24 protein-coding genes and 1 pseudogene are annotated in these 22,190 nt (G+C 70.6%); 16 read left to right on the top strand and 9 right to left on the bottom strand.

The window, feature by feature from the left end; translation table 11 throughout:
* Together aztD and E1267_RS44800 are read left to right on the top strand one after the other, a co-directional pair.
* The coding region (gene aztD, locus E1267_RS31800) for a zinc metallochaperone AztD (RefSeq protein ID WP_132337966.1) at positions 1 to 1,071 on the top strand (1,071 nt) is incomplete at its 5' end.
* A 118-nt stretch (positions 1,072 to 1,189) separates the two neighbouring features.
* Positions 1,190 to 1,366, top strand: a complete 177-nt coding sequence (locus E1267_RS44800) for a hypothetical protein (protein ID WP_165959908.1) — start codon at positions 1,190 to 1,192, stop codon at positions 1,364 to 1,366.
* Positions 1,367 to 1,434: 68 nt separating this feature from the next.
* Here the strand turns inward: E1267_RS44800 and E1267_RS31795 are convergent, their stop codons facing one another.
* The gene (locus tag E1267_RS31795) at positions 1,435 to 2,772 is read right to left on the bottom strand and encodes an acyltransferase family protein (RefSeq protein WP_132337964.1); all 1,338 of its coding nucleotides are present in this window, start codon (positions 2,770 to 2,772) and stop codon (positions 1,435 to 1,437) included.
* A 250-nt stretch (positions 2,773 to 3,022) separates the two neighbouring features.
* On the opposite strand from E1267_RS31795, the gene E1267_RS31790 reads away from it, so the two are divergent.
* The 3 genes from E1267_RS31790 (at position 3,023) to E1267_RS31780 (ending at position 6,006) form a co-directional block, all read left to right on the top strand.
* Positions 3,023 to 3,895 (top strand): sulfotransferase family protein, encoded by an 873-nt coding sequence (locus E1267_RS31790; RefSeq protein WP_132337962.1) that lies wholly within the window; start codon positions 3,023 to 3,025, stop codon positions 3,893 to 3,895.
* Positions 3,892 to 5,055, top strand: coding sequence for a glycosyltransferase family 4 protein (locus E1267_RS31785; RefSeq protein WP_132337960.1), 1,164 nt, complete (start codon positions 3,892 to 3,894; stop codon positions 5,053 to 5,055). Before E1267_RS31790 ends, E1267_RS31785 begins: the two co-directional genes overlap by 4 nt.
* Positions 5,056 to 5,184: 129 nt before the next feature.
* Positions 5,185 to 6,006 carry an SAM-dependent methyltransferase gene (locus E1267_RS31780; RefSeq protein ID WP_132337958.1) on the top strand — a complete coding sequence of 274 codons (822 nt, stop codon included), beginning with the start codon at positions 5,185 to 5,187 and terminating at the stop codon, positions 6,004 to 6,006.
* 1 nt (position 6,007) lies between these two features.
* On the opposite strand, the gene E1267_RS31775 is transcribed toward E1267_RS31780, so the two are convergent.
* On the bottom strand, positions 6,008 to 6,913 hold the full coding sequence (locus tag E1267_RS31775) for a helix-turn-helix domain-containing protein (protein WP_342774917.1): 906 nt from the start codon (positions 6,911 to 6,913) through the stop codon (positions 6,008 to 6,010).
* Between the two features lie 388 nt (positions 6,914 to 7,301).
* Between E1267_RS31775 and E1267_RS31770 the strand changes: the two genes are divergently transcribed.
* Complete coding sequence (locus E1267_RS31770; RefSeq protein WP_132337956.1) at positions 7,302 to 8,375, top strand: hypothetical protein; 1,074 nt, start codon at positions 7,302 to 7,304, stop codon at positions 8,373 to 8,375.
* 13 nt (positions 8,376 to 8,388) lie between these two features.
* On the opposite strand, the gene E1267_RS44795 is transcribed toward E1267_RS31770, so the two are convergent.
* Positions 8,389 to 8,883, bottom strand: a complete 495-nt coding sequence (locus tag E1267_RS44795; protein ID WP_165959907.1) for a TetR/AcrR family transcriptional regulator C-terminal domain-containing protein — start codon at positions 8,881 to 8,883, stop codon at positions 8,389 to 8,391.
* Positions 8,884 to 8,937: 54 nt separating this feature from the next.
* Between E1267_RS44795 and E1267_RS44790 the strand changes: the two genes are divergently transcribed.
* A complete protein-coding gene (locus E1267_RS44790) occupies positions 8,938 to 9,396 on the top strand; it encodes a hypothetical protein (RefSeq protein WP_165959906.1) in 459 nt (152 codons plus the stop codon).
* Positions 9,393 to 10,559, top strand: a complete 1,167-nt coding sequence (locus E1267_RS31760; RefSeq protein ID WP_132337952.1) for a zinc-dependent alcohol dehydrogenase — start codon at positions 9,393 to 9,395, stop codon at positions 10,557 to 10,559. The genes E1267_RS44790 and E1267_RS31760 overlap by 4 nt, the downstream gene beginning before the upstream one ends.
* Before the next feature lie 261 nt (positions 10,560 to 10,820).
* On the opposite strand, the gene E1267_RS31750 is transcribed toward E1267_RS31760, so the two are convergent.
* The 3 genes from E1267_RS31750 to E1267_RS31740 form a co-directional block, all read right to left on the bottom strand.
* The gene (locus tag E1267_RS31750) at positions 10,821 to 11,015 is read right to left on the bottom strand and encodes a PIN domain-containing protein (RefSeq protein WP_132337950.1); all 195 of its coding nucleotides are present in this window, start codon (positions 11,013 to 11,015) and stop codon (positions 10,821 to 10,823) included.
* 67 nt (positions 11,016 to 11,082) lie between these two features.
* A complete protein-coding gene (locus E1267_RS31745) occupies positions 11,083 to 11,610 on the bottom strand; it encodes a hypothetical protein (protein ID WP_132337948.1) in 528 nt (175 codons plus the stop codon).
* A 110-nt stretch (positions 11,611 to 11,720) separates the two neighbouring features.
* Entirely contained in the window at positions 11,721 to 11,948 is a 228-nt protein-coding gene (locus E1267_RS31740; RefSeq protein ID WP_132337946.1) for a hypothetical protein, read from the bottom strand.
* 139 nt (positions 11,949 to 12,087) lie between these two features.
* On the opposite strand from E1267_RS31740, the gene E1267_RS31735 reads away from it, so the two are divergent.
* From E1267_RS31735 to E1267_RS31725, 3 genes are all read left to right on the top strand, one after another.
* Positions 12,088 to 13,359 (top strand): sensor histidine kinase, encoded by a 1,272-nt coding sequence (locus E1267_RS31735; protein ID WP_132337944.1) that lies wholly within the window; start codon positions 12,088 to 12,090, stop codon positions 13,357 to 13,359.
* A complete protein-coding gene (locus tag E1267_RS31730) occupies positions 13,347 to 14,009 on the top strand; it encodes a response regulator (protein ID WP_132337942.1) in 663 nt (220 codons plus the stop codon). The genes E1267_RS31735 and E1267_RS31730 overlap by 13 nt, the downstream gene beginning before the upstream one ends.
* A 106-nt stretch (positions 14,010 to 14,115) precedes the next feature.
* Positions 14,116 to 15,252 carry a serine hydrolase domain-containing protein gene (locus tag E1267_RS31725; protein WP_132337940.1) on the top strand — a complete coding sequence of 379 codons (1,137 nt, stop codon included), beginning with the start codon at positions 14,116 to 14,118 and terminating at the stop codon, positions 15,250 to 15,252.
* 53 nt (positions 15,253 to 15,305) lie between these two features.
* Here E1267_RS31725 and E1267_RS31720 read toward each other — a convergent pair whose 3' ends face one another.
* On the bottom strand, positions 15,306 to 15,557 hold the full coding sequence (locus tag E1267_RS31720) for a hypothetical protein (protein ID WP_132337938.1): 252 nt from the start codon (positions 15,555 to 15,557) through the stop codon (positions 15,306 to 15,308).
* A gap of 211 nt (positions 15,558 to 15,768) precedes the next feature.
* Between E1267_RS31720 and E1267_RS31715 the strand changes: the two genes are divergently transcribed.
* Positions 15,769 to 17,103 carry a lipase family protein gene (locus tag E1267_RS31715; protein WP_132337936.1) on the top strand — a complete coding sequence of 445 codons (1,335 nt, stop codon included), beginning with the start codon at positions 15,769 to 15,771 and terminating at the stop codon, positions 17,101 to 17,103.
* Positions 17,104 to 17,155: 52 nt separating this feature from the next.
* On the opposite strand, the gene E1267_RS31710 is transcribed toward E1267_RS31715, so the two are convergent.
* On the bottom strand, positions 17,156 to 18,553 hold the full coding sequence (locus E1267_RS31710; protein ID WP_132337934.1) for a PLL family lectin: 1,398 nt from the start codon (positions 18,551 to 18,553) through the stop codon (positions 17,156 to 17,158).
* A gap of 188 nt (positions 18,554 to 18,741) precedes the next feature.
* On the opposite strand from E1267_RS31710, the gene E1267_RS31705 reads away from it, so the two are divergent.
* The 4 genes from E1267_RS31705 (at position 18,742) to E1267_RS31690 (ending at position 21,566) form a co-directional block, all read left to right on the top strand.
* Entirely contained in the window at positions 18,742 to 19,071 is a 330-nt protein-coding gene (locus tag E1267_RS31705) for a winged helix-turn-helix domain-containing protein (protein ID WP_281283725.1), read from the top strand.
* 85 nt (positions 19,072 to 19,156) lie between these two features.
* Positions 19,157 to 19,726, top strand: coding sequence for an NADPH-dependent FMN reductase (locus E1267_RS31700; protein WP_132337930.1), 570 nt, complete (start codon positions 19,157 to 19,159; stop codon positions 19,724 to 19,726).
* 23 nt (positions 19,727 to 19,749) lie between these two features.
* On the top strand, positions 19,750 to 20,727 hold the full coding sequence (locus tag E1267_RS31695; RefSeq protein WP_132337928.1) for an ATP-binding cassette domain-containing protein: 978 nt from the start codon (positions 19,750 to 19,752) through the stop codon (positions 20,725 to 20,727).
* On the top strand, positions 20,724 to 21,566 hold the full coding sequence (locus tag E1267_RS31690; protein ID WP_132337926.1) for an ABC transporter permease: 843 nt from the start codon (positions 20,724 to 20,726) through the stop codon (positions 21,564 to 21,566). Before E1267_RS31695 ends, E1267_RS31690 begins: the two co-directional genes overlap by 4 nt.
* Before the next feature lie 82 nt (positions 21,567 to 21,648).
* On the opposite strand, the pseudogene E1267_RS31685 reads toward E1267_RS31690, so the two are convergent.
* A pseudogene (locus E1267_RS31685) lies at positions 21,649 to 22,190 on the bottom strand (ATPase); the annotation flags it as partial.

Here is a 22,190-nt window from a genome sequence, read left to right as displayed (position 1 = left end):
CCCGCCACCTCCTCGTCGCGACCGCCCGTGACGGATCCGCTCGTCGTGACGTACGACGGCGGTCTGTACGTGCTCGACGGCCGAACCCTGCGCCTGGCCAAGGACATCCCGCTGGCCGGGTTCAACCGGGTCAACCCCGCCGGGGACGAGCGGCACGTGCTGGTCTCCACCGCGACCGGCTTCCGCGTGCTCGACGCCGTCGCCCCCGCGCTGAAGGCCGACGAGTTCAAGGGCAGCAAGCCGGGCCACGTCGTCAGGCACGGCGGCGTCACCGTGTTGTTCGCCGACGGCTCCGGCGAGGTGACCGTCTTCGACCCGGCCGACCTGGCCGAGGGCCTGCCGGAGGGCGAGGTCCACACGGCGGCCGCGCCCCACCACGGCGTGGCGCTGCAGTTGGAGAACGGCGAACTTGTCGTCTCCCTCGGCACCGAGGAGAAGCGGGTGGGCCTGGTCGTCCTCGACAGGAACCGTAAGGAGGTCGCGCGCAGCGAGAACTGCCCCGGCGTGCACGGGGAGGCCACCGCGCGGGACGAGGCCGTCGTGGTCGGCTGCGAGGACGGTGTGCTCGTCTACAAGGACGGCGAATTCACCAAGGTCGGCAGCCCCGACGAGTACGGCCGTATCGGCAACCAGGCGGGCTCCGACGTCTCCCCGGTCGTGCTCGGCGACTACAAGAAGGACCCCGACGCCGAGTTGGAGCGGCCGACGCAGGTCGCGCTCATCGACACCGCCGCCGGCACGATGCGGCTGCTGGACCTCGGGACGAGCTACACCTTCCGTTCCCTGGCCCGCGGACCCCGGGGCGAGGCCCTCGTGCTCGGCACCGACGGCCGCGTGCACGTGATCGACCCGGCCGAGGCGAAGGTCGTGCGGTCGGTCGAGGTCATCGACGAGTGGAAGGAGCCGATCGACTGGCAGCAGCCGCGCCCGGCCATCTTCGTACGCGACCGGAACGTGTACGTCAGCGACCCGGCGACCAGGAAGGTGCACGCGATCGACCTCGGGTCCGGGAAGGTCGTCAGAAGCACCACCCTGCCGCGCAGCCCGAACGAGCTCAGCGGCGCCGGTTGAGCGCCCCTGGCGGCAATGCCCGGCAAATGTCCGGTCCACTGCCTGGTCCGGCCGGCGCGGCCCGCCGAGACTCGAAGACGTGAACGGGGAGCACGTCCCCTCACGAGAGGAGTGACTGGTGAAGATCACACGGATCGCGGCGGGCGTCACGCTCGGCGCGCTTTCCGCCGCACTGTTCGCGACCCCCGCGATGGCCGACCGCGACCTGAGCGTCGGCACGTTCGACCGCGACATGAGCGTCGGCACATTGGACCGTGACATGAGCGTCGGCACGAACGGCACCCGCGTGACCTGAGCGCGTGACCGCACCCGGCCCGCGTCGCCTCCTCGGGCAGAGGACGGGACGCGGGCCGGCCTCGTACGTCAGGGGCCCGGCCCGGAGCGGCCGGGGAACCCGCTTCTCGTGATCCGCAGGAGCGCGGCCCCGGCGAAATAGCCGATCACCGCCGCCGTGGGGAAGCCGGCGGGGCCGTGATGACCGGGCCCTGCCAGGGCGACGGCGAGGAGGCCGCCCACGACGGCGGCCATCCCGGCGAAGGTCAGAGCAGCGGCGCCGCGTTCCGGGGGCACGTTGGGGCCGCTGCGCCGTTCCACGGGCCCGAACACCGCGACGAGCAGGCCGAGGATGAGCGCGAGCGCGGCCAGCCAGGGGATGCGCAGCAGCACCCACGGAAGCGACCCGGGAGCGGCCTGGGGCAGCAGCCCGGTGGGATAGAGCGCCAGGACGCCGAGCACGGCGGCGGTCATGTGCCACAGGAACAACGTCATGATCACCGAGTTGACCGCGACGACTGCCGTCCACTGCCGCACCCCCCGCAGCCAGCGGTTGACCGGCCCGTGCAGGAGCAGCGCGACGCCGGCCTGCGCGGTGGCCAGCGCCAGCAGCGCCAGGGTGGGCGGTGAGGTGTTCTGGACCTGCTGTCCCGCCACGCCGACCATGCTGACCGGATAGGGGCCGAACACGGTGAGCGCCACCAGGGCGGCCAGCCCGCCCAGGGCGAGGGGCAGCGCGACGGCCGGCCGGGCCGGCAGGCGCCCGTCCTGCCAGGCGAAGCCGAGTTGGTGCACCGCCAGCCAGGCGAACAGGTAGCTGCCCGCCCCCGCGTAGGGGATCCACGGCACGAACCGCCCCACGTCGCCCGCCGCGACCAGAACGACGAGCACGACCGGCACCGCGAGCCCCCACCGGCGGTGCAGCGCGTGCATCACGGGCGTCAGGACCACCGCCGACAGGTACGCCACCAGGAACCACAGCGGGATCCCCGCCAGCCACACCCCCATGCCGACCAGCGCGGGATCGACGCCCGCGACCCCGGCGGCCAGTCCGGCGGCCGTGAGCACGGCCAGCAGCATCGTGGTGGGCCGCACCAGCCGGTCGGTGCGACGCAGCGTCCAGCCGGTGGCGCCGCCGCCGTCGCGGCGGTGGGCGGCGAGGGAGGCGGCGTTGGCGTACCCTCCGACCAGGAAGAAGATCGGCATGACCTGGAAGAGCCAGGTCAGCGGACGGGTCCACGGCACGACGTCGAGGACGTTGACCCCGCGCAGGCCGCCGTCGTAGCTCACCGAGAGCACCAGCCAGTGCCCGGTCACCACGGCCGCGATCGCGACGGCACGCAGGAGGTCGACGTGGCGGTCGCGGTGGGCGGGGGTCTGCTCGGCCTTGCGCCGCAGCTCTCTTGCGGCCCGCTCGATGGCTCCCATGGCGTCCTCAACGCACCGTGTGCTCTTTCATGCTGAAGCATCTACCCAACCCCGGCGGGCGCCTGCGGAAGGAAGGGGAAATGGGCACGGGTAATAGCGGTGATGTTTCCTCCGCATACGGTTTGCCCCGCGTGTTCTTGGCGTGACAGAAGGTCATTTCTTGCCGTGGGATGGCTTGTTCATGAGCCGCGATCAAGTTTCGCGATGGTTTTCAGGCAATCCCCAGAAAGTGCGGGTAACCTCGCCCACCATGATGTGGCAGCGTACGTTCAACAGCGCGCTGGCCAAGTACGCAGGATTTCGGATCGAACGGGTAGGGAAAGCGGAGAAAGCCAGGAAGGTCGTCGAGCGGCCCGTGAAGGCCGCCCCCGACACTTCCTTCAGACCGCCGTCCGATCCCCGTGATCGCCTGCTCGAGGCCCCGGTGTTCGTGATCTCCCCCGTCCGGTCCGGCTCGACGTTGTTGCGGTCGATGCTCAACGCGCACCCGGACCTGCACGCCCCCCACGAGCTGCACGTACGCCGGCTGAGCGTGGACTTCGGCACGACCCTGGCCGAGAAGGCGATGGAGGCGCTCGGGCACAACCGGGCCGACATCGAACACCTGCTGTGGGACCGGGTGCTCCACCGCGAGCTGGTACGCAGCGGGAAGCGGTACATCGTCGACAAGACGCCGGCCAACGCCTTCGCCTACGAGCGGATCGCGACGTGCTGGCCGGACGCCCGGTTCGTGTTCCTGCTGCGCCACCCCGCCTCGATCGCGACGTCCTGGTACGAAGCCAGCTCCGGCAAACGCACGCCGGACGAAGCGGCGGCCGACGCGTTGCGGTACATGAAGGCGGTGGAGCGTGCCAGGAAGGCCCTGCCCGGCCTGACCGTGCGCTACGAGGAGCTGACCGCCGAACCGGAGAAGGTCAGCCGCCTGATCTGCGAGTTCCTCGGCATCGACTGGACGTCCGAACTGCTCTCCTACGGCACGCCCGACGTCGTGACCAAGGGGCTCGGTGACTGGAAGGACAAGATCCGTTCGGGCACCGTGCAGAAGGGCCGCGACCTGCCCACACCCGACGAGATCCCCGAGGTGTTGCACGCCATGTGCCGGACGTGGGAGTACCTACCGTGAAGATCCGATACATGCTGCTGCACGCGTACGGCATGGGCGGCACCATCAGGACGGTGGTCAACCAGGCCAACGCGATGGTCCAGGCGGGTCACGACGTCGAGATCGTCAGCGTCGTACGCCGGCGGACCAGTCCGCAGTTCGCCATCGACGAGCGGGTGCGGGTGTCGGCCCTGGTGGACCAGCGTGAGGGCATCGCCTCCGACTCGCTGGCCCGCAAGGTGTGGCGGCGTGCCCGGGGCAAGATCGTGCCGTACGGCGAGTTCGCCGCCGAATACTTCACGGAACGGGTGGAGGGCGCGGTCATCGACTACGTCTCCGGCCTGGAGGGCGGCATCCTGGTCACGACGCGGCCGGCGCTCAACCTGATCTCCGCGCGCCGCGGCTCGCGCAAGGTGATCCGGGTCGCGCAGGAGCACATGAACCTGGGCTCCTACCACCAGGCGGTACGCGAACAGATCGCCAAGCACTACGGCCGCTTCGACGCGGTGGCGGTGCTGACGGAGACCAGCGTCAACGAATACCGGCCGCTGCTGCCCGGCACGCCGGTCGTGCGCATCCCGAACGCGGTCGACATGGAGGGTCGCGAACACTCCGACCAGGCCAACCCGGTGGTGATCGCCGTCGGCCGGCTGGTGCCCCAGAAGGGCTTCGACATGCTCATCAAGGCCTACGCCGCGATCGCGCCCGAGTTCCCCGAGTGGCGGCTGCGCATCTTCGGCACGGGCCCGTCCAAGGACCGGCTGCAGCAGCGGCTCGACGAGTACGACATGGGTGACCGGATCCGGCTGATGGGCCGCAGCGACCGCATCCCCCAGGAGCTTGCGCGGTCGTCGGTCTACGTGCTGAGCTCGCGGATCGAGGGCCTGCCGATGGCGATGATCGAGGCGATGGGCCACGCCCTGCCGATCGTCGCCTTCGACTGCCCGACCGGCCCCGGTGACGTGCTGACGCATGACGTGGACGGCGTGCTGGTGCCGCCGCGCGACATCGAGGCGCTGTCGGAGGCGCTCAGGCGGGTGATGAGCGACCCGGCGCTGCGCCGGCGGCTGGGCGCGGCCGCGGCCGAGACCGCCCACAAGTACACGCCGCAGGTCGTGATGCCGCAGTGGGAGCGCCTGTTCACCCGACTGCGCGACGGCGAGCGGATCCCCACCGGCTGACCGGTGACGTGACGATCGTGCGGCGCCTGCCTTCTCCGGCGGCGCCGCGTTTCTGTGCATGATCTACTTCTGGAGCGGGCGGGACGCTAGGTTGAGATCCCGCAGGCCCTCCGGAAGGAGACAGCCCTCATGACAGGTGAACCCCCTCCCACCGGTCACGTGCCCGTGTCCGGCATCGACACGTCCGTGCCGCACGCCGCCCGGATGTGGAACTACTGGCTGGGCGGCAAGGATTTCTACGACGTCGATCGCGTGGCCGGCGACCAGTTCAGCCAGTCATTCCCCGATATTGTGCATATCGCCCGCCTGTCCCGGCACCTGCTGGCCCGCATCGTGCGCCACCTGGTCAGCGAGGCAGGCGTCCGCCAGTTCCTCGACATCGGCACCGGGCTGCCCACGGTGGACAACACCCACGAGGTCGCCCAGCGGGCCGACCCGTCCTGCCGCGTGGTCTACGTCGACAACGACCCCCTGGTGCTGGCGCACGCCCGCGCCCTCCTGGTCGGCACGCCGGAGGGCGCCACCGACTACGTACACGCCGACCTGCGCGACCCTGCCGCGATCATCTCCGCCGCCGCGAGGACACTCGACCTCGACCGTCCCGTCGCGCTGATGCTGATGGGCATCGTCGGCTACATCACCGACGAGGAGGGCGCCCACGACGTCGTGCGGCGGCTGGTCGACGCCCTGCCGCCCGGCAGCTACCTCGCTTTGTGGGACGGCGTCAACCTGGTCACCGGCGACGCCCTTGACCAGGCCCAGGACGACTACAACTCGGGCGGCGGCGTCCCCTACAACCTGCGCACCCCCGAGGAGTTCACCGCGTTCTTCGACGGCATGGAGCTCGTCGAGCCCGGCGTGGTCTCGCTGCCGCTGTGGCGTCCCGACCCCGACCCGCTCGCCCCGCTGGAGAAGGTCGACGCGCTGTGCGGCGTGGCCCGCAAACGGTGAGCTACATCGCGGCCATGATCTGACGCAGGATCTCCGGGGTCTCCGAGGGCGGCGGCGCCTGCACGCTGAGCTCGTTCATCAGGTGCTGGTAGGGCCGGACCTCGGAGTCCTTGGTGAGATACTGCGCGCCGGCGAGGTGTTCGAGGTAGACCACGTCGTCCAGCTCGGCCTGGGCGAAGCGCAAGATGGTGACGGGGCCGACCCCGCCGGCCACGGTGTCCGAGCCGAACGGGACCACCTGCACGGTGACGTGCGGCAGCTCGGCCTGCTCGGCGAGGTGACGGAGCTGGTCGCGCATGACCGTCGCGCCGCCGACGCGGCGGTGCAGCGCCGCCTCGTCCAGGATCGCCCACACCTTGTGCGTCGCGGGCTCGCTGAGGATGCTCTGGCGGCGCATCCGCAGCTCGACGCGGTGTTCGATCAGCTCGGCTGGCTCGTCCTTGTGTCCCTGCACGACGACCGCGCGGGCGTAGTCCTCGGTCTGCAGCAGGCCGGGGACGAACTGGATCTCGTGCGTACGGATCAGCGCCGCGTCCTGCTCCAGCCCGAGATAGGCCTCGAACCAGTCGGGGATCACGTCGCGGTAGTCCTGCCACCAGCCCGGCGCGTTGGCCTGCTCGGCCAGGACGAGCAGGGCCTGGCGTTCGGTGTCGTCGGCCACGCCGTACAGGGTGAGCAGATCGGCCACGTCGCGCAGTTTGAAGCCGCAGCGTCCACCCTCCATCCGGCTGATCTTGGAATGGGAGCCGCGAATGGTGTATCCCGCCTTCTCGCGGCTGATCTTTCGCGACTCCCGCAGCCGGCGCAGCTGCGCTCCGACCAATATGCGCAGCGCCGTAGGTCCGGGCTGCAGGGAATCCCTGTCAGGAATATCGGTCGGATCGCTCATCTCGCGAGTAGTCGACATACATGCTCCTAAATCGGCGCTTCACCCAGGCCTCCCGCCGACGATCCTGCCACGCAGGCGGTCCCAATCACCATATTTCGGAGCGAGCGGGCGACACACCGCCATTTCCCGGATACGGGCCATGACGTTTCACTCTCTTCGCCGATCCGGAACCATACGCGATCATCCGGCGCCGTAGTGATCATTGCCTCGGCGCGTCCCTCCTATGCTCGCCGGGCGCCGCCCGCGCCGGGCCCGCGGCTGGTTTGAAGCGGTGCAGCAATTTCCTGTACCGTGACGTCCCGCCATGAATTCAACAACGTTTCAAAATAATTCGAAATATCGCAGTAAAGGCATACGAACACTTGCCGTTGTGGTCGGAACCGCCGTTGTCCTGAGCGGTTGCGGCATGATCGATCTCGGCAAACAGCGAAGGGCGGAGCGGCCGGGCGGCGAACCCTCGGCCGAGGCCGCGGAGCAGAGCCCGAGCGAGGAGCCGCTCCAGCCGAAGAACGACCGCCCGGCCGGGGACAGCCCCCTGTTCGCGCACTTCAAGCGGGTGCGCGCGGCCGACCCGTGCGACCTCCTGCCGCACACCATGCTCAAGAAGTACGGCCCCGAGCAGGCCACCGTACGAGGGTCCGGCCTCACCGAATGCCAGTACCTGACCGGCTCCTCCGATCCCTCGAAGAACATTTACAGCTTCGCGATCGACCTGCACGCGCACTTTGAGAAGAGGGACGCGGAGGACGCCGAGGAGGAGAAGCTCGGCGGGCGCACGATCTACCGCGAGGAATACTCCACCGACGGCGCGAGCCATCGCAGCTGCCACTACAAGGTGCCTTATGAGGGCGTCGAGGGCAGCGCGCTCGCCCTCGACCTGTTGAAGACCCCGCCGCGCGGCAAGGAGAGCCGGCCGTGGCCGCAGCGCTGCGCCCACGCCAAGCAGTACCTCGGCGCGGTCGTGGACAAGATCATGAAGCTCCCGCCGAGGAAGAGCCGGGCGGTGGGCGTCATGGGCAAGGACCCGTGCGGGCGCAAGGACGACCTGCTGGCCGCGCTCGGCAGGTCGTACAAGCTCGTCGACGTGCGCTACGCCAGCCCGTACGACTGCGAACTCGAACTGGCGAACAAGGCCAAGAACCAGAAGCTCACGCTCCGCTCCGCCTTCGCCTTCCACGAGCGCCAGACCGGCGGCGACTCGACCGCGGAGGTCAAGAACCGCCGGCTCACCATGAACGGCCTCTACATGCTCAGCACCAGGTCCGACCACCAGGTCACGAAGTCCTGCCAGAACTCCCTGGAACTGCGGCGGGCCACGAACCGCCAGAAGAACGACGCGCACTACGTGACCGTCGGGCTCTCCAGCGCGAAGCTGGAACTGGAGGACGCGGACGCCGGCTTCGAGGCGCCGCCCGTGTCATGCACGCTGGTCACCAAGTTCACCCGGATCGTGCTCGACGGCGTGAGGTCGTCCTCGTGACGGCGCGGGGCCGTCACGCTCGACCGAGATAGGCCTCGATGCCGTCGAGCACCCGTTGCAGACCGAACTCGAACCCCTCGGCCGGCTTGCCCTGGACGTGGCTCAGCACGGCGTTCAGGTGGGGGAAACGGTCCTGAGCCCGCCTGATCAGTTCGTGGCCGAAGGTGGGCTCCTGCTGGTCGACGGACGGCTGCGCAGCCCCGCGTACGTAGCCGTTGACCAGCAGCACGGAGTTCAGCACGTCGTGGGGTGACAGGCCCGGGCCCGACATGGCGGCCATGGCGCTTTCGAGGCGGGCGGTCTCGTTCGGCCCCATGAGGCGAGGGGTCGTCACCAGCGCGAGCGCCCACGGATGGCGCAGGAAGATGTCGCGGGTGTCGCGCGCCCACCGCTCGATCGCGGCCCTCCAGTGCCCCGGATCGGCCGGCTCCTCCGGCGGAGGGCCGATCGCGGTGTCCAGCACCCCAGGGGACAACCAGGGGAACCGCGACCAGCCCGTGCTGCCCATCAGGTCCATTCGCTGAGCCGGTTTGCCGCAGGCGGCCCGGGGCAGCCGCGGAGCATGAAAGCCATATCCAACAGGGCCCGCGCGAGAGCACGTCGCCGCAGCGCCGGGGCTCGCAAGGGCCGCACGGCCGTGCTCGTGGCAGGGGCGGCGGCGGTGGCCGGGATCGCGCTCGTGCGCGCGGCACGCTCCGCGCCGCCCAACCCGGACGGGTGGTTCGCCGTCACCGTCGAGACGGAACCTTCGCGGCTGACCGGCCCCGACCGGCCCGACGAGCTGGCCCGCCTCTCCGAACGCCACGAGGTCCGCATCAAGCCCGCACCCGGCGGGCGGGGCAGCGAGATCGCGGTACGCGAAGCCGACGGGGAGACCCGCGACCGGGTGCGGAAGCTGAAGCAGCTGCTCGAAACCGGTGAGGTGCTCCTGGTCGACCAGCAGCCCGAAGGCCACCGCACCCCGCTCGGCCGCGTGGGCGTACCCGCGTTCCGGCATCTCACCAGGAAGGGCGTGCGATGAGGGCACTGTGCTGGACGGGCGTGAACGAGCTGTCGGTCGAGAACGTCCCGGACCCCGGGCTGCTCAACCGGCAGGACGCCGTCGTCAAGGTCACCGCGAGCTCCACGTGCGGGTCCGATCTGCACCTTCTGGATGGCTACGTGCCCACGATGATGGCCGGGGACGTGCTCGGGCACGAGTTCGTCGGCGAGGTGGTCGAGACCGGCCCCGACGTGCGCGAACGGCGCGTCGGCGAACGGGTGACGGTGTGCTCCATCATCGGCTGCGGGCGCTGCCACTACTGCAAGGAGGGGTTGTGGTCGCTGTGCGACAACTCCAACCCCAACCCCGGCTTCCTGGAGACGTCCAACGGGCACGCCGGCGCCGCCATCTTCGGCTACTCCCATGCGCTCGGCGGCTTCGCCGGCAGCCACGCCGAGTACGTTCGGGTTCCGTACGCGGACGTGAACGCCTTCCCCGTGCCGGAGAACGTGCCGGACGCCAGCGCCGTGTTCGCCTCCGACGCCGTGCCCACCGGGTGGATGGGCGCCGACCTCGGCGAGGTGGGGCCCGGTGACGTGGTCGCGGTGTGGGGCTGCGGCGGCGTCGGCCAGATGGCCACCCTGGCGTCCCTGCGCATGGGCGCCGACCGGGTGATCGCCATCGACCGCTTCCCCGAACGGCTGGCGATGGCCGCCGAGATGGGCGCCGACGTCCTCGACTACGGTGACGTCGACGTCCTCGAAGCGCTCAAGGAGCTGACCGGCGGTCGCGGGCCCGACGTGTGCATCGAGGCCGTCGGCATGGAGAGCCACGGCACCGGCGCCCAGTACGCCTACGACCGGGTCAAGCACGCCCTGCGCCTGCAGACCGACCGCGGGCTCTCGCTGCGCCAGGCCATCCACGCCTGCCGCAAGGGCGGCGTCGTCTCCGTTCTCGGCGTCTACCTCGGCGTGGTCGACAAGTTCCCGATGGGCGCGGTCATGAACAAGGGCCTGACGCTGCGCGGCGCCCAGCAGCACGGCCACCGCTACATCCCGATGATCCTCGACCGGATGAGCAAGGGCGAGATCGACGCCTCTCCCCTGCTCACCCACCCCATGCGGCTGGAGGACGGGTCCAGGGGTTACGAGTTGTTCAAGAAGAAGCAGGACGGCTGCGTCAGGGCCGTGTTCCGCCCCTGACGGCGGCGCGCGGCCCTGCTCCTAGGCGCCGGCACGGGGGCGCGTACCATCCATCGCAGGCTGGGCGCGGCAAACCGACGGCTACCTGATCGAGGACGACTACGACGGGGAGTTCCGCTACGACCACCACCCGGTCGGCGCCCTGCAAGCGCTGGCGCCCGACCGGGTCGTCTACGCGGGCAGCGCCAGCAAGGCGCTGGCTCGGCTACGCCGCCCCGCCCCGGCACGACTGGCGTCGCGCTCTGGAGGCCCTCTGCGCGCTCACCGCCTGGCCGGCGTGACTCCAGCCCACCGAGCACGGGCCGCGAGCTCGCCTTCGTCCACGAGGGTGAGCATCGGCTCACCCGGCGGCAACTCGACCTTCGCCGTCATCATCTCCGCCCCCTGCGGGATGAACGGCGGGATCTGGTGGTCCAGGGTTGTCAATACCGTTCCCGACCTGCTTGTCATCGTCATACTGCCGAGGCTAGGCGGGCATCGGACCACGCACATAGACCGGTTCGGGGTCGATTCAGTGGACCACTCACCCCTTGACCTTGAAGCTGCTCTTCGACGGCCTGAACACCGGCGCCGTGCCCTGGCAGTCGTTGACGGGAGCGCCCAGGAACTCCCACATCCAGAACATGGTGTCGCGGCGCCCCTTGTCGTGCACGGTGAAGGAGACCTTCTTCCCGCTCACGTCCGTCTTCGGTTCGCCCTCGATGTTGACGTAGCCCTTGGTGATGACGCCGGTGGCGATCGCGATGCCGTCGCCCGCGGTCAGGCAGGCGATCCTGCCCTGGAAGTCGCCCACGGTCGGCTTGCCCGGCTTGCCGGCGTGGAACACGTCGAACGTGCCCTGCGTCTTGACGCCGTCGCTCCTGGCGTCGACGGCGAAGCGCACCTTCTCCCCCGCCCACTGGCCGAACGACTCGGGCAACGTCCCGGAGGCGCTGCCGTGCAGCACGTACATTGGCCTCTCGGGTGCGGTCGCGTCCGAGACGGCCGCGGCGGGGGTGGTCAGCAGGGCGAGAGCGGCGATCGGGGCGGCGAGTGCGATGGTTCTTCTCATACCCGTCAGGCTGTCGGCAGCGGGCCGCCGGGGGTTCCCCCCGCCGGGGGATCCTCCTCCCCCTGCCGGGCCAGCCCGGCGCACGACCGGTCAGTCGGGCGCGCGGCCCGTCACCGGCGCCGTTCCCTGCGGTGCCGGGTGACCAGCACACCCCCTATCGCCAGCGTGAGCAGGCCGAAGCCGATCCCGATGAGCGGGTTCGCGCCGATCGTGGAGGTGACCATGTTGCACACAGCGCTGACGAGCAGCAACAACCACAGAACGGGCCTGGTCATCCTGCCGCGGACGGCGATCTCGGGTTCCATCATGGTGAGCTCCTCACTCGGCGTGGTCGTCATGCCGCCGACATTACGGAGCGTCGTCATCGCCGGCGATCCCGCCACCGGGACACAGGAGGTACAGCAGGCTGTACTCTTCCGCCGATGATCTCCACCGGCCCTCTGACGATGCCCTATCGTCTGAGAGGGAGGTGCGGGGATGCCGGTCAACGACCCCCATGAGGGTGATGAGCCGGTCCGTCCATGGGACCCGATCGTCCGCGGACGCGCCACCCTTGACGGGCTCGAACAACTCGTCGGCGGGTTCGGCACGGCGGTGCTGGCGCTGTTAACACTGTGCGGAGTGATCATCAGCGCGCTGGCCTGCGTGGTCGGCATCGGCCTGCTCGTGTTGCCCACCGCGCTGCGGGTGCTGCGGGCCCTCGCCAACCGCGAGCGGGCGCGGTTGTCCCGCTCGGGCCCGGAACTCATCGCCGCCGATCCGGTGCCCGACGGCCTGCTGGCCGCTCTCAAGCAGCCGGTCACCCGGCGGGAGTTGTGCTGGGTGCTCTGCCACGCGAGCTTCGGGCTGGCGCTCGGCCTGACCGGCGTCAGCCTTCCGCTCAACGCCGTGCGTGACCTCACCTATCCCCTGTGGTGGCAACTCCCGCCGCCGGGCGACACGGCCGGGGCCGGCATGAGCCTGCTGGCCGTGAACGAGCTGTTCGACGCCTTCCTGATCGCCCTGATGGGGGTCGGGTGGGTGGTGCTCACCCTGCTCGTCGTCCCGGTCGCGCCACGGTTGCAAGCGTGGCACGGACGCCGGCTGCTGGCCGCCGGCCCGGAGGCCGATCTGGCGCTGCGGGTGGCCCAGCTCACCGCGACCCGGGCGGCGGCGGTGGACGCGCACGCCGCCGAGTTGCGCAGGATCGAACGGCTGCTGCACGACGGCACCCAGAACCGCATCGTCGCCGTCACCGTCATGCTCGGGGCGGCCCGCCGCGCGGTGGCGCACGACCCGGCGATCGCCGAGGCCATGCTGGAGGACGCGCAGGGCGCCGCCGAGAAGGCGCTCGCCGAACTGCGCGGGCTCGTACGCAGCATCCTGCCGCCGGTGCTCGAGGACCGCAGCCTGTCCGACGCGCTGACCGGGCTGGCGGCGGCCTGCCCCGTCCCCTGCGAGATCGACGCCGACCTCCCCGGCCGGTGCGCCGTCTCCGTCGAGGCCACGGCCTATTTCGTGGTGGCCGAGGCGCTGACCAACGTCGCCAGGCACAGCGGTGCGGGACGCGCCACCGTCACCGTCCGCCGGCGCGACGAACGGCTCCGGCTGACGATCAGCGACAACGGCCGCGGCGGGGCCCGAGAACGATCCGGATCCGGCCTGGCCGGGATCCGCCACCGTACAGAAGCGCACGACGGAACGTTCGCGCTGACCAGCCCCCCAGGTGGGCCGACCACCTTGAATGTGAGTTTGCCATGCGGATTGTGATCGCTGAGGATGACCCGTTGCTGCGCGAGGGTCTCGCGCTGCTGTTGCGTGCCGAGGCACTCGACGTCGTGGCCACCACGGCCGACCCCGACAGTTTTCTGCAGGCGGTGGACATCCACAGACCCGACACGGCCATCGTCGACGTACGGATGCCGCCCACCCACACGGACGAGGGCATCAGGGCCGCCGTCGAGGCCAGGCGCAGGCAGCCCGGCCTGGCGGTGCTGGTGTTGTCGGCGTACGTCGAGCAGGCGTTCGCCACCGACCTGCTCGCCCACGGCAGCGCCCGGCTGGGCTACATGCTGAAGGAGCGGGTAGGGCGGGTGCAGGAGTTCCTGAGCGCGCTGCACCGGGTCGCGGACGGCGGCACGGCCATCGACCCTGAGGTCGTCGCGCAACTCCTCACCCGCACCCGGCCCGACAACCGGCTGGAGCGGCTCAGCCCCCGCGAGCGCGACGTGCTGGCGCTGATGGCCGAAGGGCTGGGCAACGCCGCCATCGCCGAGCGGCTCTTCGTCACCGACGGCGCCGTGCACAAGCACATCCGCAACATCTTCGCCAAACTCGACCTGGCACCCACGGACCGTACGGACCGCCGGGTGGCCGCCGTGCTCCACTACCTCGAAAGCGGCGGGCAGCACAAGGCGTAGTGCTGGCTGTACCACCGGACTCCAGCACGTGGTATCGATCAGGCGGCCGGCTCGCCGACATGCTGGAAGCCATCACAGACAGCCCGTGAGCAGGAGGCGTTCCCCCATGATCGATCTGCGTGTCACCACCCGGCGTACGCTGGCGGGGCTGGCCGGGCTGGCGGTGGCCGGCACGCTGGCGACCGCCCCGGCGAGCGCGGACACACCGTCGTCGGACCTGCAGCGCAGGTTCGACTCGCTGGTCACCGACCACAAGTTCCCCGCTGTCCTGGCCGCCGTTCGCGGACGCGACGGGCGCACCCAGCACTACACCGCGGGCGTGGCCGACCTCAAGACGGAGGCCAAGGTGCCCGTGGACGGCCAGGTGCGCATCGCCAGCAACACCAAGATGTTCACCGCCGTCGTCGTGCTGCAACTCGTCGGCGAGGGCAAGGTCAAGCTGGACGCGCCCGTCGAGAAGTACCTGCCGAACCTGCTGCGGGGCAAGGCCGGCGACGGCAGGAAAATCACCGTACGACAGCTGCTGCAGCACACCGCCGGCCTGCCCGACTACGACACCGTGCTGCTCAAGGACTACTTCGACATCCAGCACCGCCACTACGAGCCGCACGACCTGGTCGCGGCGGCCCAGACGGAGAAGGGCACGCCCGTCGGCCGCTGGAGCTACAGCAACACCGGTTACGTGCTGGCCGGGCTCATCGTCCAGCAGGTCACCGGCCGTCCCATCGGCGAGGAGATCACCCGGCGGGTCATCAAGCCGCTGGGGTTGAAGAGGACGTACTGGCCGAGCGTGGGCGAGCAGCGGATCCGCGGGACGCACCCCAGGGGCTACTTCCGGGCGAAGCCCAACAAGCCGTACACCGACGTGTCCGAGATGGACCCGTCCTTGGCGTGGGCCGCCGGCCAGCTCGTCGCCACGCCGAGCGATCTCAACCGGTTCATGCTCGGGCTGCTGGACGGCAAGCTGCTCAAGCCGCAGCAGCTCAGGCAGATGAAGAAGACCGTCGCCGCCCCGCAGTTCGACGGCACGGGCAAGGCCCGCTACGGGCTCGGCATCGCGAGCTTCAAGCTGAGCTGCGGCGGCGTCGCCTGGTCGCACGGCGGTTCCGCCCCCGGCTACGCCACCAGCAACGCCGCCACCGGGGACGGGCGGGCGGCCACCATCGCCACCACCGCGCTCCCCGCCGACATGAAGTCCGTCAAGCAGATCGAGATTGCGCTGGACCGCGCCCTGTGCCGATGATCCCGCGCCGGCGTGCCCGTCCGCTCACATGTGAGCGGACGGGCACGCCGGCGTCAGGCCCCCAGATCCCTGACGATGTTGTCCAGCCGGGTCGCGACGGCCTCCAAAGCCTGCTCGTCGGGAGGCCCTTCGTCGGGAAGCTGGGCCGCCACCTCCTCGCGGCTGGCGATGACCAGGCCCCGGTGGGCGTCGTCCACCTCGGCGGCCGGCAGCACGACACAGTCGCCGCGGACGAAGACCAGCGTGGCGTCCTGGTGGCGTGAGTCCAGGAGTTGACGGACGCATTCCGGATCGATCATTGACATCGCGGCTCCTTGCCGACAGTGCTCGGCGGCCGTGGCCGCGCGTGCGCCCGGCTCCCGGCCTCAGCAAGTGCGCTTACCCCAGTGGAGAAGGTGAAACCAGGGGACTTGCGAACAAGTCGCGCCACTGCGTTATGTGCTCGGCATATCACTAAGAGTGACATTAGGGTGGGGCCAGTGGGCCCAGGGTGCCCCGCACGAGAGGAACGAGCACATGTCCCAGGAACCGAGAATCGACGTCGAGACCAAGGCACAGGGGATCGAGGGCACTCTCACCACCGACCAGATCCAGCGCATCGCGGACGCGCTCGGGCGGCAGGGAGTCTGGTTCGCCACGCCGCCCGCGCGCGACGGGCGGGCGCCCAGGGCCGACCTGGTCTGGGACCTGGTGGGCGACCGGCCGCACGAGGGCCACACGGCCACCGGCCGGGCCGCCGTGCACCTGGCGGAGGGGCACACCGCGCTTGCCCGGCCGCTCATCATCGCCGACGGCTTCAACTACGGGCCGAGCGACCTCGACGCGCTCTGGCTCCACCTCAACGCCCCCTACCAGAACAACGTCCCCGGCCTCCTCGACCAGCTCAGGATGATGGGCTTCGACGTGGTGCTGCTCGGCTTCGACGAGCGGCACACCCACCTCCAGGCCAACGCCGCCGTGGCGGTCACCTGCGTCCTGCGCGCCATCGAGGAGCGGCGGGGCGACGATCCGCTGGTCGTCGGCGGCGTCAGCATGGGCGGCATGATCACCAGGTACGCGCTGGCGCGCATGGAGAGCGAACGCCTCGACCACCAGACGGACAAGTACTTCTCGTACGACACGCCGCACCTCGGCGCGTGGATCCCGCTGGTGCTCCAGCAGCTGGCCTACCTGCACGAGTCGATCCAGCCGGCCGCCGACGGGCCGGGGCAGGCCGCCCTCATCCGCAGCCCGGCCGCGCAGCAGCTGCTGTGGGCCTGGGTCGAGAACGAGACCTACTCGGGTCCCGTCACCACCGCCAGCTCGCTGCGTACCGACTTCCTCGACGACCTGCGCCGGGTCGGCTGGTTCCCGATGCGCCCGTACAAGCTGGGCCTCGCCAACGGGATCGGCAACGGCACGGGCCCCGGGCTGCCGCCTGGCACGCCCGTCTTCGACCTGCGGCACGACTCCCTGCAGCTCACCGCCAGGATCCAGCCCGACCTGGGCGAGCTGCAGAACGTCGGCACGGTCAGGTTCGGCGGGCCGGTGTGGACGAGCGCCACCAGCCAGGTGGCCGCGTTCGACAGCGCTCCCGGCGGCACGCTCGACTCGTGGGGCCGGGTCGCCGACGCGATGGGCCTGCCGATCGACGACGCCCTGCGCGCCGGCTGCTTCGTCCCCGTGGTCAGCGCGGTCGCCCTGGCCAGGGACCCCTTCCAGTGGCAGCCCGAGCTCTACCGCGACCTCAGCGACCTGCCCAAGGACGAGACGTTCCTCGACGCGTTCTGCTGCGACCTCGCCAACTCGGCGCACGGCAGCGTGTCCCCGACCCTGGTCGAGTGGTTCCTGGAGCAGCTCGCGGGCTGGTGACCCGCGCACCGGGTGCCGGCTCTCGGCCGGCACCCGGTCTTCCTCCGGGCTCTCAGCGGCGGCCTCTGTGCACGCACATGAGCTGGTCGCGGGTGGCGTTCTTGTCGCGGTAGGCGATGACGGCCGGGCCCTCGGCGCTCTGGTGGCCGGGCAGCCGCTGGTCGATGCTCCAGCCGGAGCCGTTGAAACTGGCCCACCAGAGGCTCTGGTCGGCGTCGCCGCGGTGCACGCAGTAGAGCCGGTCCTTGTAGACGGTCAGCGACGGGCCCTCCGCGGCGTGATGGCGGGGCAACCGCCGGTCGGTGCTCCACTCCGAACCGTCCCACCGCGTCCACCACAACGACGCGTCCTCGCCGGCGCCGCGGTGCACACAGTAGAGGTGGCCTCGGTAGACGGCCAGCGCCGGGTTCGACCGGCTGGAGTGGCCGGGCAGCCGCCGGTCGGGGCTCCACCCCGAACCGTCCCACCGCGTCCACCACAACGACGCGTCCTCGCCGCTGCCCCGGTGCACGCAGTAGAGCTGCCCGTCGTACGCGGCCAGAGCGGGGGTGGCGGCGCTGGCATGGCCGGGCAGCCGCTCGTCAGCGGTCCAGCCGGTGCCGTCCCAGCGGGTCCACCACAACGCGTCCTCGCCCGCGCCCCGGTGCACGCAGTAGAGCTGCCCGTCGTACGCGGCCAGCGCCGGCCCCGAGTCGCTGAAGTGCCCAGGGAAACGCTGGTCCTCGCTCCAGCCCTCCTCGGCGTCGTAGACCGTCCACCACAGGCTGGAGTCACCGTCGCCGCCGCGGTGCGCCAGGTAGAGGCGGTCCTGGAACTCCGCGAGCGCCGGCCCCGACACGCTGAAGTGGTCGACGAACGGCTGGTCGTCGCTCCACCCCTCGTCCGGCTCGTGCATGGCCCAGTAGAGCTGGGCGTCGCCGCCCGGCCTGTCGTCATCGCGAGCGGGCACGAGCATGGCGGGCGCGGTCCACGGGGACACCAGCCGGACCCCGTACGGACGGGCGGCCGAGGCGATCCAACCGGCCTTGTCCCGCACCGAACGCTCGACGATCCGGGCCAGCCAGGAGCCCAGCACGGCGCCCGCTATCTCCCCGGTCGGCTGCGCGATCTCCGAGGCCAGCAGCGCCGCGCTCTCGTTGAGGTGGATCTCGAAACCCCACCACCTGGCCACCGGCCAGACCTCCGCGCCCATGGCGCCCAGGTCCCGCTGGAGGCCGCGTACGCGCTCCTGGTCGTGCGCGGCGAGCGCGGCGATCTGGCTCTCGCTCTCCCGCCTGGCCTCGGCCGCGGTGCGGGCGGAGGCGTCGTCCAGCAGCTCTGACGCCACCGCCTCGTCGACCGCCGCGGCGGCCGCGGGGTCGTCCTGGGCGAGCAGCAGCGTGGCCTCGCCGCCCACCGCCGTCTCCTCAGCGTCGATCTCTGTCTTCTCGGCCCGGGTGTCATCGGTCATTTCAGCCCCCTGGAGTGATCCGCGGCTGCACGCTGCATACGTGCACCAACCCGACCCATAGTAACTGTCAGTAACAACACGATCACTATGGGGTCATCTGTGTCTTCCCACGGCGGGGGCCCGCGTTCACACCGGATTCCCAAGCCGTCATCATCTGACTCTCATACGGGTACGCCATGGTCACAGGCATGCACTCGCAGCCGGAGCCCGTACGCCGGCCCGCCCTCGTGGTCGGCGACCTCACGCTCGACCAGAGGACCCGCGAGGTACGGCGGGCGGGCGTGGAGATCACGTTGTCGCCCACCGAGTTCGAGCTGCTCAGGTTCCTCATGCATCATCCCGGGCGGGTGCTCAGCAAGGCGCGCATCCTCAACCGGGTGTGGGCCTACGACTTCGCCGGCCGGGGCAACGTCGTCGAGCTGTACATCTCCTACCTGCGCCGCAAGGTCGACGCCCGCCGCGAGCCGATGATCCACACCGTACGCGGCGTGGGCTACACCATCAGGCCCGCCCGCTGAGCCGTGCCGGTTCCGCTAGATCCGATCTAGCGGACGTCTAGCGCCTCAAGGGTGACGGGCCAGGGCTCGGCGAGGAGGCGGCATCATGGCGATCACCCCGCTGCGGGTCGCGGCGATCATCGGCAGCACGCGGGCCGGGCGGGCCTGCGACGCGGTCGCCGGCTGGTTCACCGAGCGGGCCCGCCGCCGCGACGAGCTCGCCGTCAAGGTGCTCGACCTGGCGGGCTACGCGTTCCCCGCGCACTACCCGGCGCAGGCGACGCCGGCCATGCGCCGCTTCGCCGGTGACATCGGCGCCGCTGACGGGTTCGTCGTCATCACCCCCGAGTACAACCGCAGTTTCCCCGCCCCGCTCAAGCAGGCGATCGACTTCGCCTACGACGAGTGGCAGGCCAAGCCGGTCGGGTTCGTCTCCTACGGCTCGGGCTCCGCCGGCCACTACGCCGTCGAGCAGCTCCGCACGGTCTTCTCCGCCCTGCACGCCGTGACCATGCGCGACTGGGTGGGTCTCGACCTGCTCGGCGGCGACTTCGACGGCTGCGCGCCCCTCGACACCGACGACCGCCTGCGGGCCGTCGCCACCATGCTCGACCAGCTCACCTGGTGGGGCAGGACGCTGCGCGCCGGCAGACGTGCCCAGCCGTACGTCACGTGAACAGTTCATCGGAAAGGAACACCATGCCTGATCTGGCGATACAGACCTCCGGCCTGGTCAAGGTCTTCGGCGAGACACGCGCCGTGGACGGCCTCGACCTCCAGGTGCCGGCCGGCGCCGTCTACGGCGTGCTCGGGCCCAACGGCGCGGGCAAGACCACGGCCGTGCGCATGCTGGCCACGCTGCTGCGGCCCGACGGTGGCGAGGCGACCGTGTTCGGGCACGACGTGGTGCGCGAGGCCGACGCCGTACGCAGCCGCGTCAGCTTGACCGGCCAGTACGCCTCCGTGGACGAGGAGATGACCGGCGCCGAGAACCTCATCCTGCTCGCCCGCCTCCTCGGCCACCGCAAACCCGCCGCCAGGGAGCGGGCGGCGCAACTGCTGGAGGCGTTCGGGCTGAGCGAGGCAGCCGGACGGCAGGTCAAAACCTACTCCGGTGGCATGCGGCGGCGCATCGACATCGCCGCCAGCATCCTCAACACGCCCGAGCTGCTCTTCCTCGACGAGCCCACGACCGGGCTCGACCCGCGCAGCCGCAACCAGGTCTGGGACATCGTCCGCATCGTCGTCGCCCACGGCACCACCGTGCTGCTCACCACGCAGTACCTCGAAGAGGCCGACCGACTGGCCGGCCGCATCGCGGTCATCGACCGGGGCAAGGTCATCGCCGAGGGCACCCCGGGCGAGCTGAAGTCCTCCGTCGGCGCGGGCGCGGTCCACGTACGCCTGCGCGACGCGGCCACCCGGCCCGACGCCGAGCGCGTGCTGACCGAGGCGCTGGACGCGACCGTCTACCTCGACGCCGACCCGGTGGCGCTCACGGCCCGCATCACCGGCAACGGCCGCGAGGCGGCCGCCGCCGAGCAGGCCTCCCGTGCCCTCGCCCGCCTCGCCGAGGCCGGCATCGTCGTCGACGACTTCTCCCTCGGCCAGCCCAGCCTGGACGAGGTCTTCCTCGCCCTCACCGACCACCCCGCCGCCGAGGAGGCAGCAGCATGAGCACGGCCACCGAGAACCCCACCACCTACGCGCCCGCGGCCGAGACCCTCGGCACCGTACTGGCTCCGAGCAAGAAACCGCCGCGGCCGAGCGCGTGGTCGGCGTCCATGACGTTCGGCTGGCGGGCCATGCTGAAGATCAAGCACGTGCCCGAGCAGCTGTTCGACGTGACCGCGTTCCCGCTGATGATGACGCTGATGTTCACCTACCTGTTCGGCGGCGCGCTGGCCGGCTCGCCGACCGAATACCTGCAGTACCTGTTGCCGGGCATCATGGTGACGAGCGTCGTGATGATCACCATGTACACCGGGGTCGAGGTCAACAAGGACATCGAGAAGGGCGTCTTCGACCGGTTCCGCACCCTGCCCATCTGGCGTCCGTCCACCATGATCGGCTACCTGCTGGGCGACATCCTGCGCTACACGATGGCCTCGACGGTCATCCTGCTGGTGGGGCTGGTGCTCGGCTTCCGCCCGCAGGGCGGCCTCGCCGGAGCGGTGGGCGGGGTCCTGGTGCTGCTGGGCTTCTCGTTCGCGTTCTCGTGGATCTGGACGATGTTCGGGCTGATGTTGCGCAGCGAGAAGTCGGTGATGGGGATCAGCATGCTGGTGCTGATGCCGCTGACCTTCCTGAGCAACGTCTACGTCCAGCCCGCCACGATGCCGGGATGGTTGCAGGTGTTCGTCAACGCCAACCCGATCACCCACCTGGTGGCGTCCGTACGGTCGCTGATGGCCGGCACCCCCGACTTCGGGGAGCTCACGTGGGTGCTGGTGGCGTCGGTGCTGATGATCGCCGTCTTCGGCACGCTGACGATGCGGCTCTACAACCGCAAGTGAGCGCGCGCGTGACGGTGGGCGGTGGAGGAGTCCTTCCACCGCCCACCGGGGTCACTGCCAGCGCCGTCCGGAAGGGAAGCGGTCAGAGGCGCCAGGGGATGGTGTCGTCCGGCTGGTAGCGGCACGTGGAGCCGGTCGAGACGGTGGCGCGCAGGTGGGCGGCCAGCTCGGGGTGGGCGTGGTCGAGCTTGCGCAGCGTGTCGCGGATCCGGGCGGTGACGGTCTTGCGGGCCCGCTCCGCCTCGTCGCCCAGCCGCCGCGTGCGCCCGCCCAGACCGGCCGCCGCCCGCAGCTCCTCCAGCAACGCGGCCCGCTCCCGGTCGAACTCGGCCGCCCGACGGTCGTCGCCCAGCTCGGCGGCTCGGTCGATCTCGTCGTCGAGCTGGGCCAGGCGGTGGCGGTAACGGCTCTTGGCCTCTTCGTCGAGCACGTCGTCGCCGCCCATCCTGCGGGCCGCCACGACGAGCTCGCCGCCTTCGGGATCGAGCAGGCGCACGGCGGGCACGTCGTCACCGGGGCGGCTCAGCAGCGTGTGCAGGTCGCGCAGGCCCTTGGCATCGGGCATGTGGGCGGCCCGCCCCGCGAAAACCAGCGACCAGACCGCGCCCTCCCGCCTGAACTCCC

The organism is Nonomuraea longispora, assembly GCF_004348345.1.
Lineage (GTDB): Bacteria > Actinomycetota > Actinomycetes > Streptosporangiales > Streptosporangiaceae > Nonomuraea > Nonomuraea longispora.
The sequence above is the reverse complement of the archived record's forward strand: the minus strand, read 5'-3'. Positions and strand labels throughout refer to the sequence as shown.